General features: G+C 65.8%; 15 protein-coding genes. 5 read left to right on the forward strand and 10 right to left on the reverse strand.

The window, feature by feature from the left end; translation table 11 throughout:
* Positions 1-4: 4 nt before the first annotated feature.
* Positions 5-1,018, reverse strand: coding sequence for a Ku protein (locus tag W930_RS0112290; RefSeq protein ID WP_023597677.1), 1,014 nt, complete (start codon positions 1,016-1,018; stop codon positions 5-7).
* A gap of 296 nt (positions 1,019-1,314) precedes the next feature.
* Here W930_RS0112290 and W930_RS27205 point away from each other — a divergent pair, with 296 nt between their 5' ends.
* Together W930_RS27205 and W930_RS0112300 are read left to right on the forward strand one after the other, a co-directional pair.
* Positions 1,315-2,064: a membrane protein gene (locus W930_RS27205; RefSeq protein WP_023597676.1), complete on the forward strand. Its 750-nt coding sequence runs from the start codon at positions 1,315-1,317 to the stop codon at positions 2,062-2,064.
* A gap of 31 nt (positions 2,065-2,095) precedes the next feature.
* Positions 2,096-2,347, forward strand: a complete 252-nt coding sequence (locus tag W930_RS0112300) for an MJ0042-type zinc finger domain-containing protein (RefSeq protein ID WP_023597675.1) — start codon at positions 2,096-2,098, stop codon at positions 2,345-2,347.
* A gap of 11 nt (positions 2,348-2,358) precedes the next feature.
* Here the strand turns inward: W930_RS0112300 and W930_RS0112305 are convergent, their stop codons facing one another.
* From W930_RS0112305 to gtdA, 6 genes are all read right to left on the reverse strand, one after another.
* On the reverse strand, positions 2,359-3,267 hold the full coding sequence (locus W930_RS0112305; protein WP_036641388.1) for a 2-hydroxyacid dehydrogenase: 909 nt from the start codon (positions 3,265-3,267) through the stop codon (positions 2,359-2,361).
* A 328-nt stretch (positions 3,268-3,595) separates the two neighbouring features.
* A complete protein-coding gene (locus W930_RS0112310; RefSeq protein ID WP_023597673.1) occupies positions 3,596-4,939 on the reverse strand; it encodes an MFS transporter in 1,344 nt (447 codons plus the stop codon).
* A gap of 208 nt (positions 4,940-5,147) precedes the next feature.
* Complete coding sequence (locus W930_RS0112315; protein WP_023873037.1) at positions 5,148-6,365, reverse strand: 3-hydroxybenzoate 6-monooxygenase; 1,218 nt, start codon at positions 6,363-6,365, stop codon at positions 5,148-5,150.
* Between the two features lie 40 nt (positions 6,366-6,405).
* The gene (gene maiA / locus W930_RS0112320; RefSeq protein ID WP_023597671.1) at positions 6,406-7,047 is read right to left on the reverse strand and encodes a maleylacetoacetate isomerase; all 642 of its coding nucleotides are present in this window, start codon (positions 7,045-7,047) and stop codon (positions 6,406-6,408) included.
* Positions 7,048-7,056: 9 nt separating this feature from the next.
* Positions 7,057-7,755, reverse strand: coding sequence for a fumarylacetoacetate hydrolase family protein (locus tag W930_RS0112325; RefSeq protein WP_023597670.1), 699 nt, complete (start codon positions 7,753-7,755; stop codon positions 7,057-7,059).
* A 100-nt stretch (positions 7,756-7,855) separates the two neighbouring features.
* On the reverse strand, positions 7,856-8,893 hold the full coding sequence (gtdA, locus tag W930_RS0112330) for a gentisate 1,2-dioxygenase (protein WP_023597669.1): 1,038 nt from the start codon (positions 8,891-8,893) through the stop codon (positions 7,856-7,858).
* Between the two features lie 217 nt (positions 8,894-9,110).
* On the opposite strand from gtdA, the gene W930_RS0112335 reads away from it, so the two are divergent.
* The 3 genes from W930_RS0112335 to W930_RS0112345 all read left to right on the forward strand — a co-directional run bounded on the left by W930_RS0112335 (position 9,111) and on the right by W930_RS0112345 (position 11,683).
* Positions 9,111-10,061: a LysR family transcriptional regulator gene (locus tag W930_RS0112335; RefSeq protein WP_023873038.1), complete on the forward strand. Its 951-nt coding sequence runs from the start codon at positions 9,111-9,113 to the stop codon at positions 10,059-10,061.
* 76 nt (positions 10,062-10,137) lie between these two features.
* Positions 10,138-10,719, forward strand: coding sequence for a Holliday junction branch migration protein RuvA (gene ruvA / locus W930_RS0112340; RefSeq protein WP_023597667.1), 582 nt, complete (start codon positions 10,138-10,140; stop codon positions 10,717-10,719).
* Between the two features lie 55 nt (positions 10,720-10,774).
* Positions 10,775-11,683: a LysR family transcriptional regulator gene (locus W930_RS0112345; RefSeq protein WP_023597666.1), complete on the forward strand. Its 909-nt coding sequence runs from the start codon at positions 10,775-10,777 to the stop codon at positions 11,681-11,683.
* Between the two features lie 62 nt (positions 11,684-11,745).
* On the opposite strand, the gene W930_RS0112350 is transcribed toward W930_RS0112345, so the two are convergent.
* The 3 genes from W930_RS0112350 to W930_RS0112360 form a co-directional block, all read right to left on the reverse strand.
* On the reverse strand, positions 11,746-13,062 hold the full coding sequence (locus tag W930_RS0112350) for an MFS family transporter (RefSeq protein WP_023597665.1): 1,317 nt from the start codon (positions 13,060-13,062) through the stop codon (positions 11,746-11,748).
* 340 nt (positions 13,063-13,402) lie between these two features.
* Positions 13,403-14,266 (reverse strand): VOC family protein, encoded by an 864-nt coding sequence (locus W930_RS0112355; RefSeq protein WP_023873039.1) that lies wholly within the window; start codon positions 14,264-14,266, stop codon positions 13,403-13,405.
* Positions 14,267-14,398: 132 nt separating this feature from the next.
* Entirely contained in the window at positions 14,399-15,271 is an 873-nt protein-coding gene (locus W930_RS0112360) for a LysR family transcriptional regulator (protein ID WP_023873040.1), read from the reverse strand.
* Between the last annotated feature and the right edge of the window lie 162 nt (positions 15,272-15,433).

Genomic DNA, 15,433 nt, shown 5'->3' on the forward strand with positions numbered 1-15,433 from the left:
GACCTCAGTCGGCTTTCGTACGTTTTGCCGTGGGCTGCTTTGACACCTTCGCCGCCTTCGTGGTTTTCCCCGCTTTCGTCGCCTTCGTCGCCTTCGTCGCAGCGGGCTTCCGCGGTTGGCGCGTGGACGCCTTGGCAGCTTTGGCAGCTTTGGCAGCCTTGTCCGCGGCCGCGGTCTTCGGTTCGACATCCTGCACGGCTGCCGCCTCGCGCTTGCCGCGAGTGCCGAGACTCTGCCTGAGCAGGGCCATGAGGTCGGCAGTACCGCCCGCGCCTGGCAGCTTCGGCGCGCTGGCTTCGATCTGGGCGACCTCGCGTGTCTGGCCCGAAGCGATCTTGCGGTCGATGAGCGCCTTCAGGTCGTCCTGGAACGTGTCGCGAAAGTCCTGTGGGCGCCACGGCCCGGACATCTCGTCGATCAGCCGTACGGCCATGTCCAGTTCGCGCTCGCCCGGCGCGGCGAGTTTGCCGAGCTTCTCGCGGGTCAGGCCGACCTCGGCCGGGTCGCGCATTTCGTCCTGCCAGCGCAGGGTGTCGAGCACCAGCGCATCGCCCGCCGGCGCGAGCACCGCCAGGTGTGCGCGCGTGTGCATCACCACGCGGGCGATACCCAGCTTGCCGGCCTTGACAAGCGCCGCGTGCAACAGGGCGTACGCCTTGGCGCCGCCGCGTTCGGGCACGAGATAGTACGGCGTGTCCAGGTACATGAACGAGACGTCGCTGGCGTCGACGAACGCCAATATGTCGACGGTTTGCGTGGCTGCCGGGTTCGCGGCGCGGATCTCATCGTCGCTGAGCACGACATAGTTGCCCTTTTCGAACTCGTAGCCGTGCACGATCTGGTCGCGCGGCACCTCCTTGCCGTTCTCCTTGTTGACGCGCTTGTAGCCGACCGGCGACATGGTGCGCTTGTCGAGCCAGTCGAGATCGAGCGTGTGCGTGGTGGAGGCGGGAAACAACGTGACCGGCACGTTGACGAGTCCGAAGCTGATAGCACCCTTCCAGATTGCGCGAGCCATATGTGCTCCCAAAGCGGCGTTCCGAGGGTTGGCGCGGGTGAATCATCCAATCGGCGGAATTCACATGACTGGATTGACAGGTGCCCGCGGGCGTTACCTTGCCATTACCTTGCCAGTATAGGAGGCATGAAGGTGCGATCGACGCGCCGTCCCGCGGGTTCCCGGGTATTGATTTTCTCAATGCGTCGTCGCCGGCCATAAGGATTCCTTGATGAAACAAAGCCGATGGACGTCTATCCCACAAAGACCACTGCGACCACTGGGACAGTAGGCAAATCAGACAAGGGAGGTTGACGATGGCGATGATCGTGGCAGGACGGTTCACGACGTTCGATCAGGCGAATCTGGTGGCAAGTCGGCTGTACGACCGGGCGTTCCGGCCGGCCGATGTCTCGGTCTTCTTTCTCAATCCCACGGGACAGCACGCCCGGTTTCCCATCGGCGGCGATGTCGATGCGGATGCCGCCGCGCGTCCCGCGGGCCGCGGCGCGGCCCAGGGCGTGATCGCGGGCGGCGCATTCGGATTGGCCGTGGGGGCGCTGCTCTTTGCGTTGGTCTGGCGTTTCTGGTTGGTGCCGGTCGTCGGCATGATGGGCGGCGCCTACCTCGGCGCGTTTTTTGGCGCGTTGCGGCGCATGCGCGGCCGCGAGCGTGTGTCGGCCAGTCAGGCGGGGTTGCGCGACGCCGGCGTGATGCTTGCCACGCACGTGAGCGAGGCCACGGCCGACACCGCGATTGCCGTGCTGCGAGATGCCGGGGCGGCCGAGATCGAACAGGCCGACGGTGTTTGGGAGAACGGCGAGTGGCGAGACTTCGATCCGCGCGAGCGCGTGCATCGCGCCCCGGCGCCGGAGGGCCATGCCGAGCCGACCGTCGGCGTGGCGGCGAACGATTTGCCGACGAAGGCGCCTGCGTCGCCCCATGGCGAGACTGGTGGGGCGACGCGGGATCGACGGCCCGAACTGCCAGACTGGCCCGGCCAGCCCGACGATCCGGAAGCTTCCGATCCTGGCCACGGCCGTCCCCGCCGCACGGACTGGTTGTAGAATCGATCACGTCGTCGACAGGAGAACTGCCATGCGATCGATCCACACCGGTTTCGTTGTCTGCCCGACCTGCAAGGCCCGTTTTCCCGTGGCGGCGAGCGAGCCCACCGTCAAGGCGCTGAGCGATTATCTTCATTCGGATGCCGAAGTGAAATGCCCGACGTGCGAAACGGTCTTCACGACGGGCAGCGCCCGGAGCAGCATCGAGTTCGAACCCGTCAATGACGGCGTCACGCTTTCCGCGTCGCCGGAGCGCAGCATCGACGGGTTGGACAATCACTGACGCGCGCGCACTTACAGCGGCGTCATCACCGGCTCACCGGCAAGGTAGCGTCGCGCGTTTTCGAGGAACATCGCGAGCGTGGCCGCCTCGGCTTCCGGTGAGCGCCCGGCCACGTGCGGGCTGAGCACCACGTTCCGCAAATCGATGAGCGCCGCCGGAGGGGAGGGCTCGCCCTCATAGACGTCGAGCCCGGCGCCGGCGATGGTGCCGTTGCGCAACGCCTCGGCCAGCGCGGCAGTGTCGACGATGCTGCCGCGCCCCAGATTGACCAGAAAGCCGTCTTTGCCCAGGGCCTTCAGGACTTGCGCGTTCACGAGGTGGTGCGACTGCGCGCCGCCGGGCGCGGTCACGACGAGATAGTCCGCCCATTCGGCCAGCGCCAGCACGCTGTCGAAGTATCGGTAATGGGCCGGCACGTCGTCGCGAGGGTTGCGATTGCGATAGCCGATCTGCATGTCGAAGCCTTCGCCGCGCCGGGCGAACTGGCGTCCGACGGCGCCAAGACCCACGATTCCCAGCTTCTTGCCCGACACGCCGGGCTGCATCGGCAGCGCGTCGCGCCACACGCCCTTGCGGCAGGCGGCGTCGTATTCCGGAATGCGGCGCACGGCGGCGAGCAGCAGCGCAAAGCCCTGGTCGGCAACGGTGGGGGCGTTGGCCCCGGCACCGTTGACCGCCGTGATCCGGCGCGCGTGCATGGCGGCCACGTCCAGGTTCTCGTATCCGGCACCCAGTGCGCTCACGAATTCGACCTTTGGCAAATGCGCCAGCTCGGCCGCGCTCAGGCCACGTGCGCCGTTGGTGAGGACGAAGCGTGCGCGCGCGCCTTCCGCTCCCCAGCCTTGCGGCTCGGGATGGTGGCTCGGCCGGTAGATCACATCGAAATGGGTCTGCAGTTCGGACAACTGCTCGGGGTGCATCGGGATGACGACCAGCAAGGGGGGCAGCGACACCTTCAATCTCCGTCAGAGGGCATGGGGTTGCGCGGCGCGCGATGTCGTCTGTCGCGACATCGCTAGGGCGCCGTCATTCAGCACTCTAGCCGGATCCCGAACGATTTGCGCGGCACGTCGCCACGCGCCCCGCTCGCGGGGCCGACGCCGACAACGCCATAAAAAACAGGCGGGCGCCAGCGCGGATGGCGACTGGCGTCCGCCGGGGAGAAAGCGTCGTGGTTGCGTGTGGCGAAACGACTAGACGCGCTCTACGCTGACCGGGGCGCGTGCGGACGTTTAAGCGGTCGCCTCGTCAGACCGTGGCGCCCACGGCAAGCGTGGCCTGACGGTGGCGCAGGCGACCGAGCGTGAGCATCGTCAGACCGGCGAGCACGGCGGGCACGCCGATGGCCGCGAACAGCGCCGGCATCGACCAGCCCATGGCCAGCATCGAGGCACCACCCACCGAGCCCACCACCGACCCCAGGCGGCCGACGCCGTTGGCCCAGCTTACGCCCGTGGCGCGGCAGTCCGTCGGATAGAAACCGGCGGACAGTGCGTTGGCGCCGACCTGGCCGCCCGATACGCAGAACCCGGCCCAGAACACTGCGACCGACGCGAGCAGCGGCGAACCGGCCAGCGGTCCGACTGCCGCGATGCAGACGCCCGCCAGCACGTAAGCCGTTGCCAGCACATAGTGCGGATTGATGCGGTCCATCAGCCAGCCGAGCACGATGGCGCCGAGCGTGCCGCCCACCTGGAACATGGCAGTCACGATGGCCGCGTTGCGAAGCGTCAGGCCGTTCGTGCGCAGCAGCGTTGGCAACCAGCTCGACAGCAGGTAGATCACGAGCAGGCTCATGAAGAACGTGGCCCAGAAGAGCAGCGTGCCGCGCAGCAGTTCGGGCTTGAACAGGTGTCCCACCGGCGAAGTGGTCGATGGCCGGGTCGCGAGGTTGAACGTCGCGCCACGCAGGTCTTCCTGCGGGGCGATGCGCTGGAGCGAGGCCGCCACGCGCTCGGGAGACTTGCCGGCCATGACCAGAAAGCGTACCGATTCGGGAAGCGCGCGCATCAGCACCACGCCGAGCACGATCGGCATGACGCCACCGGCGATGAGTACCGAGCGCCAGCCGAACGTCTCGATCAGACCGGCCGACGCCAGGCCGCCCAGCGCCGAGCCGAGCGTGAAGCCACAGAACATCGTCGTCACAAGGAACGAGCGGCGCGAATCGGGACAGTATTCCGAGGTGAGCGTGATTGCGTTGGGCATGGCGCCGCCGAGGCCCAGCCCCGTAAGAAAGCGCAGGGCCACGAGGTGCCACAGGTCCGTCGACCAGGCCGACGCGAGGCTGGCCACGCCGAAGAACATCACGGAAAAGATCAGGATGGTCTTGCGGCCGAACTTGTCGGCGAGCGGTCCGAAGATGAACGCGCCCGCCATCAGGCCGGCCAGCCCGGCGCCGAAGAGCGGGGCGAGCAGGGCGGGCGAGAGCGACCACTCCGCACGAATGGCGGGGGCGATGAAGCCGATGGCTGCCGTGTCGAAGCCGTCGATGGCCACGATCAGGAAGCACAGAACGACGATCATCATCTGGAACGGCGAAATGCGATGCCGGTCGATGAATGCCGTCACGTTGATGGGGGTGGCTGGCATGGTTGTCTCCTCGAAGGTGCCAGAGGCGTTGTCGGCCGACAGGCCGACATTGCCGAATGCATTGCAGTGTTTGTTGTTATGGGTACGGCATGCCAACGCGTCGCGGGCTGCGGCGCGGCGGACGTTGGCGCGACGTCGTTGGGGACGTCGCGCCAGGGCACTACGTGACTACAGGGTGATTTGGGTGATTCAGCCCGCGCCGTGCGTCTCAGGCGTCATTGAGCCAGGGCGTTTGCGACAGGCAGTTCTCGGCGCGCCAGCCGTGCAGCCACTGCAGCGCGTCGTAATACTGCGTTTGCGTACGACCTTTCCACAGCGAGTTGCGCACCCAGCGATCGACGCCCTTCGCGTGGTACACGCGGCCCATGTCGCGCGCGCCGTAAAGCACGCGAGCCGTGCGCGGAATGCGCGCATGTTCGTAGCGGCGGAACGCGTCGACGAAATCGCCGTTCGCGGCCGCATACGCCGCGCCCAGCGTGACCGCGTCTTCCAGCGCCTGGCAGGCGCCTTGTGCGATGTATTGCGTCATCGGGTGCGCGGCGTCGCCAAGCATCGTGGCGCGCCCGAAGCTCCACTGATCCACCGGATCGCGATCGGCGGTGGCCCAGCGTCGCCACGACGTCGGGCGGTCGAGCATCTGGTGCGGCAGGGGATCGATTCCCTGGAAGTACGACAGCACTTCTTCCTTGCTGCCGTCGCGCACGCCCCAGACTTCCTGCTCGCGGCTGTGGAACGTGACCACCAGGTTGTATTGCTTGCCGCCGCGCAGCGGGTAGTGCACCAGGTGGCAGTTCGGTCCGGCCCACACGACCGGCGCATTGACCTGCAGGTCCTTCGGCATGTTCTCGACGTCGACGACGGCGCGATACACCACGTGACCGGTCACGCGCGGCTCGTCGCCGATCAGCACGGCGCGCACGGCGGACTTCACCCCGTCGCAGCCGATCACGGCATCGGCCGTGTGGCGCTCGCCATGCTGGTCGATCACCGTCACGCCGTGCGCATCCTGTTCCAGCGCGACCACGCGCGTGGCCGTGCGGAACTGGATCAGCGGGTTGCGTTGCACCGCTTCGAGAATCGACAGATGGATGTCGGCCCGGTGAATCACGGCATACGGGTTACCGAACCGTTCGCGGTACGGCGCGCCGACGTCGACTTGCGCGATCACGCTGCGATCGATGGCGTCGCGCAGCGTGATGTGATCGGTGAAGACCGACCGCCCGCGTGCGGCTTCGCCGACGCCGAGGGCGTCGAGCGCGGCGAACGCATTGGCCGCGAGCTGAATGCCCGCGCCGATCTCGCCAATGGTCTCGGCCTGCTCCAGGAGTTCGATGCGCACGCCCTGATTGGCGAGCGCGAGGGCGGCGGCCAGGCCACCGATCCCCCCGCCAACGACGAGGGCCTTGGGTTGATGGGTTTGATTCATGATTGTCTCCTGCGGCCCTTCCAGCCGTTGCGGACGTCGATCAGGCCGAATAATCCGGCTGGCGGTTGGGGGCGGCTGCGAGGAACGCCGGGTGCGTTTGGGCCACGGCGTATACCGCCATCGCGCGCGGATACGCCGACATATCGCAGCCCATGCGCTGTGCGTTGGCGATCTGCGGCACCAGGCACACGTCGGCGAGTGTCGGCGCGTCGCCGAAACACCACTTGCCGTGGCCGTGCCTGGCCAGCAACCGCTCCACGCCCGCCATGCCTTCGGCGATCCAATGGGCGTACCACGTGTCCTTCTGCTGCACCGACAGACCCATCGGGCCCTGCAGGTACTTCAGGATGCGCAGGTTGTTCACCGGATGGATGTCGCAGCTGATGAGCATCGAGAGTTCCAGCACGCGTGCGCGGGTCTCGATGTCGCTCGGGATCAGCGGCGTGCCCGGATACTTGGCGTCGAGGTAGTCGAGAATCGCGAGCGACTGGCCGAGCGACAGATCGCCGTCGACCAGCGCCGGCACCGTCGCCGACGGATTGACCTCGTCCACGTAGGCTTCGGCGCGATGCTCACCCACGCGGATATTCACCGGCACGGTGTCGAACGACAGCCCCTTGAGCGCGAGCGCGATGCGCACGCGATACGACGTCGAGCTGTTGAAGAAGCTGTAGAGCTGCATGACCTTGCCTCAGACCACGCGCACGGTGATCTCGCCGAGGCCTTCGACGGCCGTAACCATGGTCTCGCCCGCCTTGACCGGACCCACGCCTTCCGGCGTGCCGGTGTAGATCAGGTCGCCCGGTTCCAGGCGGAAGAACTGCGAAAGATACGAGACCGTTTCGGCCACCGACCAGATCAGGTGCGTGATGTCGCTCTTCTGCTTCTGCACCCCGTCGACCGTCAGCGAAATCGCGGCCTTTTCGATATGGCCGACGCTCGAGGCGGGGTGGATCGGGCCGATCGGCGCCGAGGCGTCGAAGGCTTTGCCGATTTCCCACGGACGGCCCATCTCGCGCATTTTCATTTGCAGGTCGCGACGCGTCATGTCCAGACCCACGGCGTAGCCCCACACATGCTCGAGCGCCTGCTCGAGGGGGATGTCCGAACCGGCCTTGCCGATCACGGCAACCAGCTCGGCTTCGTAGTGATAGTTGCTCGTTTGCGCCGGGTACTTCAGTTCGAGCGTCTCGCCGTAGGCCACCGGAATCACGGCGTCGGCCGGCTTGCAGAAAAAGAACGGCGGTTCACGGTCCGGATCGAAGCCCATTTCGCGGGCGTGCGCGGCATAGTTGCGGCCAACGCAGTACACGCGGCGCACGGCGAACTGATCGTTGCTGCCAACAACGGGAATGGCGACGGTGGCGGGCGGAGCGAAGACGAAGGACATAGGTTTTGACTCGACGAATAAAGAGGAAAGCGGGGCGCCGCGTTGCGCGTGTTTCGTGTGCGATGTCCGCGGGGCCGATGTGTCGTGTGTGCGCGCTGACTCAGGTGCGCGACTCGCGCAGCAGATTCAGCGCGGCGAGTACCGGGCGGTCGGAGTAGCTGAACAGCACGGCGTCTTCGAGCGCGGCGAGTTGCACCGGGGCCCACGACGGTACGACGAAGTGGTCGCGCGGCTCGAACTGGAACGTCTCGTCGCCGATGCGCACCGTACCGCGACCTTCCACGACCGAGAAGACGGTGGCGTCGGTGCTGCGATAGGTCTTGCCCTGGAAGCCTGCCGGGAGGTACTGCATGAAGGTCGCCATCGTCGGCATCGGCCAGCCGCCGGTGGCCGGATTCACGTAGCGTAGCTTGATGCCGTCCCACGCATCGAGCTCGCCGTTGCGGTACAGCGTGTCGAGCGCCTCGCGCGAGCGCTCGTACGGATAGCTGAATATCGGCGAGGTGGGATCGCTCACCTTGTGGTGCACCGGCAACATGTTGAACCCGTATCGCGCAAAGCTGTCGCCCTCGGGCCGCTGCACGGGCTGCTGCGATTCGGGGTAGTTCTCCGCGAAGCCGGCATCGAAATACTGCACGAGCGGAATGTCGAGACCGTCGAGCCACACCACCGGTTCGCCGTCCGCGGGGTTGCCGTGGTCGTGCCACGTCCACGACGGCGTGATGATGAAGTCGCCCGGGTGCATGGTGGTGCGCTCGCCGTTCACGGCGGTCCAGGCCCCGCGACCTTCGACGATGAAGCGCAGCGCCGACTGCGTATGACGATGACTCGGCGCGATCTCGCCCGGCAGAATCAGTTGCAGCCCGGCGTAGAGCGAGCCGGTAATGCTCGACGAGCCCGGGGTGCCCGGGTTCTGCAGAATCAGCACGCGCCGCACCGCTTCCTCGGCGCTGATGACACGCCCGGCTTCCATTACCAGCGGACGCACTTCGTTGTATTTCCAGATGGCGGGCACCACGCGCGGGCGCGGTTGCGGGGGCACGAGGCTGTGCAGCGATTCCCACAGCGGGGCCATGTGATTGCGGCCGATGTGCTCGTAATAGGCGGCGCGCGCTGCGCTGGGTGCGCGTTCGGACATGCTTGTCTCCGGGTTGGCAGGGGGCCCGGTCGGCGGGCGCCGCATTCGCGTCCTCTCGGTGTCGTGCAGGGCGCGCGCGGCGGGCTTTCGGGTCTATGGATAGCGTTATACTCGGCGAGACATATTCTTTGAAATGAAATAATCATCGGATCCATACGAAAAATCGTATGGGTCGAGACGATTTTGGGGCGCCCCCAGGGGTGCCCGGAGACTGCGCATGGATTGGACCCATCGCCTGCGTCTACGCAACCTGCAGATGCTCCTGACCCTCGCGGAGACCGGCAACATGAGCCAGTCCGCCACGCTGCTCAACACGACGCAGCCCGGATTGTCGAAGTGGCTCAAGGATCTCGAGGACGATATCGGGCTGCCATTGTTCGAGCGTCAGGCGCGGGGATTGCGCCCGACGGTGTACGGGGAATCCCTGATCGAACATGCGCGCCGCATCGAGGCGCAACTCGATACCGCGCGCGACGATCTCGACGCCATGCGCGAGGGCGGCAGCGGTCTGGTGGCGATCGGCACATCGGGCGCGTCGTCGGCCGACACGGTGCCGCTCGCCGTGCTGCTGCTTCTGCAGCGCATGCCGCGTGTGCAGGCGCGCGTGATCGAGAACACGATGGACCGGTTGATGAATCAGCTCGCGCACAGCGAGATCGATATCGTGGTCGGGCGCTCGGCCCCCGAATTGCAGGACCGCAACGTGCGCGCCGAAGCGCTCTATCTGGAGCCGCTGCACTTCGTCGCCCGAGCCCGGCATCCGGTTTTTTCGCTCGCGCAGGTCCAATGGGAGGACATTCAGCGCTACCGCTGGGTCGTATGGCCTCGCGGCACGCCGATACGCAATGCGCTCGAGGCGGCGCTCGCCGAAGCCGGGTATCCGCTGCCGAACGACACGGTGGAGTCGAACTCCACGATTCTCAACCTGACGCTGCTTAACAACAGCGACATGATCGGGCTGGCGTCGCACCGCACGGCCAGCCGCTTGCAGGCGCTCGGCGCGCTGCGGATCGTGCCGCTGCGACTGGCGGGATTCGGGGCGATCTCGATGTACTGGCGCGACGACGGCGCCAACCGCGCGGCCGTGGCGGCCGCCCTCGAGTGTTTGCGCAGTGCCGCCACGCGTTCGACCGGCGACGCGGTGATCGGCGTCACGGACCCGAGGTAGTCCCGCGTTCGCGTGGGTTCGGGGGCGGCCGTTTGCTACACTTGCCGCCTGTCGAAGTCACTCTCTCGGGGCGTCAATGATTGGCCGCATCTCCGGCACGCTGCTGGAAAAGAATCCGCCGCACATCCTGGTCGATTGCCAGGGCGTGGGCTACGAAATATCGGTGCCGATGAGCACCTTCTTCAATTTGCCGAACGTTGGCGAGCGCGTCACGCTGCTCACCCAGTTCATCGTGCGCGAGGACGCCCAACTGCTGTTCGGCTTCGGCTCGCCCGACGAGCGCAACACGTTTCGCGAGCTGCTCAAGATCTCGGGCGTCGGCGCGCGCACCGCGCTGGCGATCCTCTCGGGCATGAGCGTTGCGGACATCGCACAGGCCGTGACGCTGCAGGAATCGGGGCGTTTGACCAAAATCCCCGGCATCGGCAAGAAAACGGCCGAACGGCTGCTTCTCGAACTCAAGGGAAAGCTCGGGGCGCAGTTGGGCACCGTGGCCGGCGTCGCAACGCCGCACGATCACAAGAGCGATGTCGTCAACGCGTTGCTCGCACTAGGCTATTCCGACAAGGAAGCGCTTGCCGCCGTCAAGTCCGTGCCTGAAGGCACGGGCGTGTCGGAGGGCATCAAGCACGCACTCAAGTCGCTCTCCAAGGCATGAGGCTCGGTCGGGGCGAGGGAAAGACGACGCCATGACGATCGCGTGAGGACACGGCATGCAACTGCGATGGCTGGAAGACTTCGTCGAACTCGCGCGCACGCGCAGCTTCACGCGTGCGGCGGAGAACCGCTTCGTCACGCATCCGGCTTTCGGGCGTCGCATCCGCGCGCTGGAAGAATGGGTGGGCACCCGGCTGGTCGAGCGCAGCAAGCCGCTGGAACTCACGGCGGCGGGCACCGTATTTCTCGACGCCGCGACCAACGCGCTCGATATTCTTCACAGCGCTCGCACCCAGTTGCAGGACGCCGCGCCCACGCTGGAAAACAATCTGAAAATCGCCACCGGGCGCACGCTCGCCGCGACATTCTTCCCCGATTGGTACGACCAGATGGTCGCGCGCGTCGGCTTCTTCAGCGCCACGCTGTCCACGAGCGGGGCGGAAGAGGCGATTCTTCGACTGGCGGCGGGAGAAGTGGATCTGCTGATCGTGTATTCGAGTGCGCACACGCGACTGCTCATCGATCAGGAGCGGTTCGACTGGCTCAGCGTGGCGCGTGAAGTGCTGGTGCCGGTCAGCGCCCTGGACGCCAAAGGGCGCGCCAGATACCGTCTGACGGGTGGCCCGGCGCCGATTCCGTGGCTGGCGTTCACGCGCACGCTCACGCTGCGCGCCGTACTGGCCCGCCACCTCGCGGAGATGCCGAACCGCCCGATGCTCAAGCCCGTGTACCAGGCGGATTCCTACGAGGCGATTCTGGCAATGGCACGTCGGGGCACCGGCATTGCGTGGTTGCCTCAGCGTCTGGTGGCCGACGATGTCGCACGTGGCACACTGGCCATCGTCGGCGGCAAGGATTGGCAGATCGGGTTCGACATCGCGCTTTACCGCCGCGCTCACCAGCCGCACAACGTGCTCGACGCCATCTGGCAGAGCGCGCGACAGGCGTCAGGCGACGATGCCTGACACGACCAGCGAGCCTGCGAGCGCAAGGCCGGTGCGGCGAGTGCTCGCACCGGCCGATACGATCAGTGCTCGTGGTGAAGGTACTTCGCCTGACGCGGCAGGCGCAGGCTCACGAGGAACGCCACGATCATCATGCCGGTGACGTACCAGTAGAACGTCGGCTCCATCCCGGCCTTCTTGAGGCCGAGGGCCACGTATTCCGCCGAGCCGCCGAAGATGGCATTGGCGACCGCGTAGGCCAGGCCCACACCGAGCGCGCGCACTTCGATCGGGAACATCTCGGCCTTCACGATACCGCTGATCGACGTGTAGAAACTCACGATCGCCAGCGCCAGGCAGATCAACAGGAATGCGGCGGTCGGGCTTTGCACGGTCTTGAGCGCGGTCAGGATCGGTACCGTGGCGATGGCGCCGAGCGCGCCGAACAACAGCATGTTGTTGCGGCGACCGATCCTGTCCGAGAGCATGCCGAAAATCGGCTGCATGCACATGTAGACGAACAGGCAGCCGGTCATCACGTAGCTGGCCGTCTTGATCGGCATGCCGGCCGTGTTCACCAGATACTTCTGCATGTAGGTCGTGAACGTGTAGAAGATCAGCGAACCGCCCGCGGTGTAGCCGAGCACCGTGAAGAACGCCGCCTTGTGATGACGGAACAGACCCGCGAGCGTGCCCGCCTCGCTGTTGCTGCGGCTCGCATTCGTCGACGTCTCATGCAGCGTGCGACGCAGCATCAGCGCCACGACGGCCGTGACCGCGCCGACCACGAACGGAATGCGCCAGCCCCAGGCCCTGAGCTCGGCGTCGGACAGCAATTGCTGAAGAATCACGACCACGAGCACGGCAAGCAACTGTCCGCCGATGAGCGTCACGTACTGGAACGAGGAGAAGAAGCCGCGGCGGCCCTTGAGCGCCACTTCGCTCATGTACGTGGCCGTGGTGCCATACTCGCCGCCCACCGACAAGCCTTGCAGCAAGCGTGCGAGCAGCAGCAGCGCGGGCGCCCAGGTGCCGATGCTGGCGTACGTCGGCAATGCCGCGATCAGCAGCGAGCCGAAGCACATCATCATCACGGAGATGACCATCGAGTTCTTGCGGCCGTTGCGATCCGCGATACGGCCGAAGAGCCAGCCGCCGATGGGGCGCATCAGGAAGCCGGCGGCGAACACCCCGGCGGTGTTGAGCAATTGCGCCGTGGGATCGGCGCTCGGGAAGAATGCGGGGGCGAAGTAGATCGCGCAGAACGCATAGATGTAAAAGTCGAACCACTCGACCAGGTTCCCGGACGATGCCGCAACGATCGCGAAAACGCGTTTGCGAACTTCTTCGGGGGTGGGCGGCGTGTCGATTCCGGCGGGGGTTGTCGCTGTGTCTCTCATTTCTACTGGCGATGGGGCATCGCGTTAATTACTGCGTTTGCAACATGACGCACCGGCGGTTCGCCGCATCCAGCCCATATATACATTTCATATATGAAGGAGGCAGGCGCCGACGCGTCGCGGGGGCGGGGCCACTATAGCGGTTCGGAACGGGGGCAGACAATGCCCGCAACGTGTATCGATTATTGTGAATATAGAAACAATCGTCTGGATTGTTGCGTTGCAGCATGGTGATGACGCCCGCCGGGCGGGCGTTCGCCCGAGCACGGCGTCTGTTTCGGTGAGCGCGACCGGAAAGCGGAAAACACAAAAATATTTTTGACCGCATGTGCCTGCCGATTCAGCTGCCGTGTTGTTCCTCCACGAACTGAAGCGCGACATGAAAGCCGTCGGCGGCGGCCACCAGCACCGAGCCGTCATCGCGTGTGGTGTGGGGCACGCCACGCTCGCTCAGCGTCGTCCGGGTGCGTGCCAGAGAGCGCGTGCGAAGGATCAGTGCGACACCGCGCTCGCTGCCGTCGTCCGTGACCTCGAGCTTCCCGAAGCGCTCGGCGGCTTCGGCCGGGGTGTAGAAGTGCACGCGGGCACGGCCGGCTCGCATCGAATAGCCGAGCGTGCCGGCGGCTTCGAGTACGCCGGGACCGAAGACGCGATCGTAAAGCGCGGCCGTGACGGCGGGATTCGGCGACGTGAACACGTACCCGGCGATGTCGGTGACGCCATTCGGATGCTCGCGCCACGCGTCGTGCCAGACATGTTCCGGCGTGAGGTGATGGCAGAAGAACGCGCGTCCGTTGCGCACGAGATCGATGCCCAGGCGCACGGTGCGAAAACGGGCATCGTCGGTCGTGCCGTCGGGCAACGCAACGGGACGAAAGAACGTCAACGGCGGCTCCATGGCCACGCCGCGTGCCTGTAACGTTTCGAACACTCGCTGTACATCGTCCGTCTTGAAGCACAGCCCTGTGAGGCCGAGCGGTGCCTGCATCACATCGGGGCGGGCCGTCGACTTGCCGGCTTCGTAACCGAGCAGTTCGAGGTAGTTCTCGCCGAAAACGGCGAGGTGGTTGCTGCTGCCCAGCGAGTGGTGTCCGCGGGGGGTGAGCGAGAAACCCAGGCGGCGGTAGAGGTCGAGCGCGCCGTCCAGGTCGCCCTTGACGTTGACGACGACATGATCGAGCACGGGCGCGGGGAGCCGGGTCATGCCCGGCCTCCCATGCGAAGCGGCGAGAACGAAACGAGGCAGGCAATACGGTAAGGCATGACGACTCCCGGGGGGGCGATAGGACGATGCACCATTCTAAGAGCCTGAGGGTGCACGACAAGGGGTGCCGATTTATACCGGTCGATGGCACTGGGCCAGAAGCTCGAGAAAGAGATCCAGCGCTCGCGTTCTCGGGCGCGACGCTTCGGTGATCGCGCTGATGGCGTTTTCGTACTCCAGTCCTCCGGGCACGCGCATGAGCGCATGGCGCTTTGCGAACGACGCGGCGTAGTACTGCGGCAACAGACCGACGTAATGGCCGGACAGCACCAGCATCGCCACCGCTTCGAGTCCCGAGGCCGTGGGGCCGCGTGCGAGGCCGAGCGAGTTGAGCGCTTCGTGCACGAACGGCTGCGTTCGATAAACGAGCGGCAGCCGGGCGGCCTCCTTCAGTTGGTGCCGCGCGACATACAACTGGTGACGTTCGATGAACAGCGGCTGGTAACGAAATCCGGCCTCGCGCCGGTACATGCCACGAATGGCGATCTGCACGCGGCGCTCGCGCAGCGCGAGATCCAGTTCGTTGAACGTCATGACGGTCAGTTCCACTTTCACGTCCGGCGCCTGCGCCTTGAGTTCCGCGAGCGCTTCCGGAATGTGGCAGCCGACATCCGACACGATGTGCTCGACCATGCCGATGGACAGCGTGCCTGAGAGCACGCCGCGCACGGCGTCGATCTCGGGCCGAATCCGCTCCAGCGACTTCAGTGCGTCGCGTGCCAGTTCCAGCGCGACCTTGCCCGCATGCGTGAGCACGAATCCCGAGGGCCCTCGCTCGCACAAACGTGCGCCCAGGGTCTCCTCGACGTCCCGGATGTGACGACTGATCGACGCCTTGGACATGTTCAGCTGCTTTTCCGCCGCGGCGAATCCGCTCGCTTGCGCCACGGCGCAGAAGATGCGCAACGAGCGCAGGTCGCGCTCACTGAATTCCCGATTCGCCACGATCCGCTCTCCGGCCGGCAGGCGCCGGGGACCGGCCGGACGGCGCATGCGCAAAAGGTTTCGTTTTTTGAAACCATACCAATAAAAAAATCATTTTTCATGCTCTTTTTGCCCGCATACATTGGGTTCACGAGGCCCATCGCGCCGATGCGCCCGAACGAC

The organism is Pandoraea sp. E26, from assembly GCF_000681415.1.
Taxonomy (GTDB): Bacteria; Pseudomonadota; Gammaproteobacteria; order Burkholderiales; family Burkholderiaceae; genus Pandoraea; species Pandoraea pnomenusa.

Excerpts from the sequence above, each read along its gene's own strand:
- W930_RS0112290 (WP_023597677.1), bottom strand. The coding sequence starts at position 1,018 with ATGGCTCGCGCAATCTGGAAGGGTGCTATCAGCTTCGGACTCGTCAAC.
- W930_RS0112345 (WP_023597666.1), top strand. The coding sequence starts at position 10,775 with ATGCAACTGCGATGGCTGGAAGACTTCGTCGAACTCGCGCGCACGCGC.
- W930_RS0112310 (WP_023597673.1), bottom strand. The coding sequence starts at position 4,939 with ATGCCAGCCACCCCCATCAACGTGACGGCATTCATCGACCGGCATCGC.
- W930_RS0112325 (WP_023597670.1), bottom strand. The coding sequence starts at position 7,755 with ATGTCCTTCGTCTTCGCTCCGCCCGCCACCGTCGCCATTCCCGTTGTT.
- W930_RS0112305 (WP_036641388.1), bottom strand. The coding sequence starts at position 3,267 with ATGCACCCCGAGCAGTTGTCCGAACTGCAGACCCATTTCGATGTGATC.
- gtdA (WP_023597669.1), bottom strand. The coding sequence starts at position 8,893 with ATGTCCGAACGCGCACCCAGCGCAGCGCGCGCCGCCTATTACGAGCAC.
- W930_RS0112300 (WP_023597675.1), top strand. The coding sequence starts at position 2,096 with ATGCGATCGATCCACACCGGTTTCGTTGTCTGCCCGACCTGCAAGGCC.
- W930_RS0112355 (WP_023873039.1), bottom strand. The coding sequence starts at position 14,266 with ATGACCCGGCTCCCCGCGCCCGTGCTCGATCATGTCGTCGTCAACGTC.
- W930_RS0112315 (WP_023873037.1), bottom strand. The coding sequence starts at position 6,365 with ATGAATCAAACCCATCAACCCAAGGCCCTCGTCGTTGGCGGGGGGATC.
- W930_RS0112335 (WP_023873038.1), top strand. The coding sequence starts at position 9,111 with ATGGATTGGACCCATCGCCTGCGTCTACGCAACCTGCAGATGCTCCTG.
- ruvA (WP_023597667.1), top strand. The coding sequence starts at position 10,138 with ATGATTGGCCGCATCTCCGGCACGCTGCTGGAAAAGAATCCGCCGCAC.
- W930_RS0112350 (WP_023597665.1), bottom strand. The coding sequence starts at position 13,062 with ATGAGAGACACAGCGACAACCCCCGCCGGAATCGACACGCCGCCCACC.
- maiA (WP_023597671.1), bottom strand. The coding sequence starts at position 7,047 with ATGCAGCTCTACAGCTTCTTCAACAGCTCGACGTCGTATCGCGTGCGC.
- W930_RS27205 (WP_023597676.1), top strand. The coding sequence starts at position 1,315 with ATGGCGATGATCGTGGCAGGACGGTTCACGACGTTCGATCAGGCGAAT.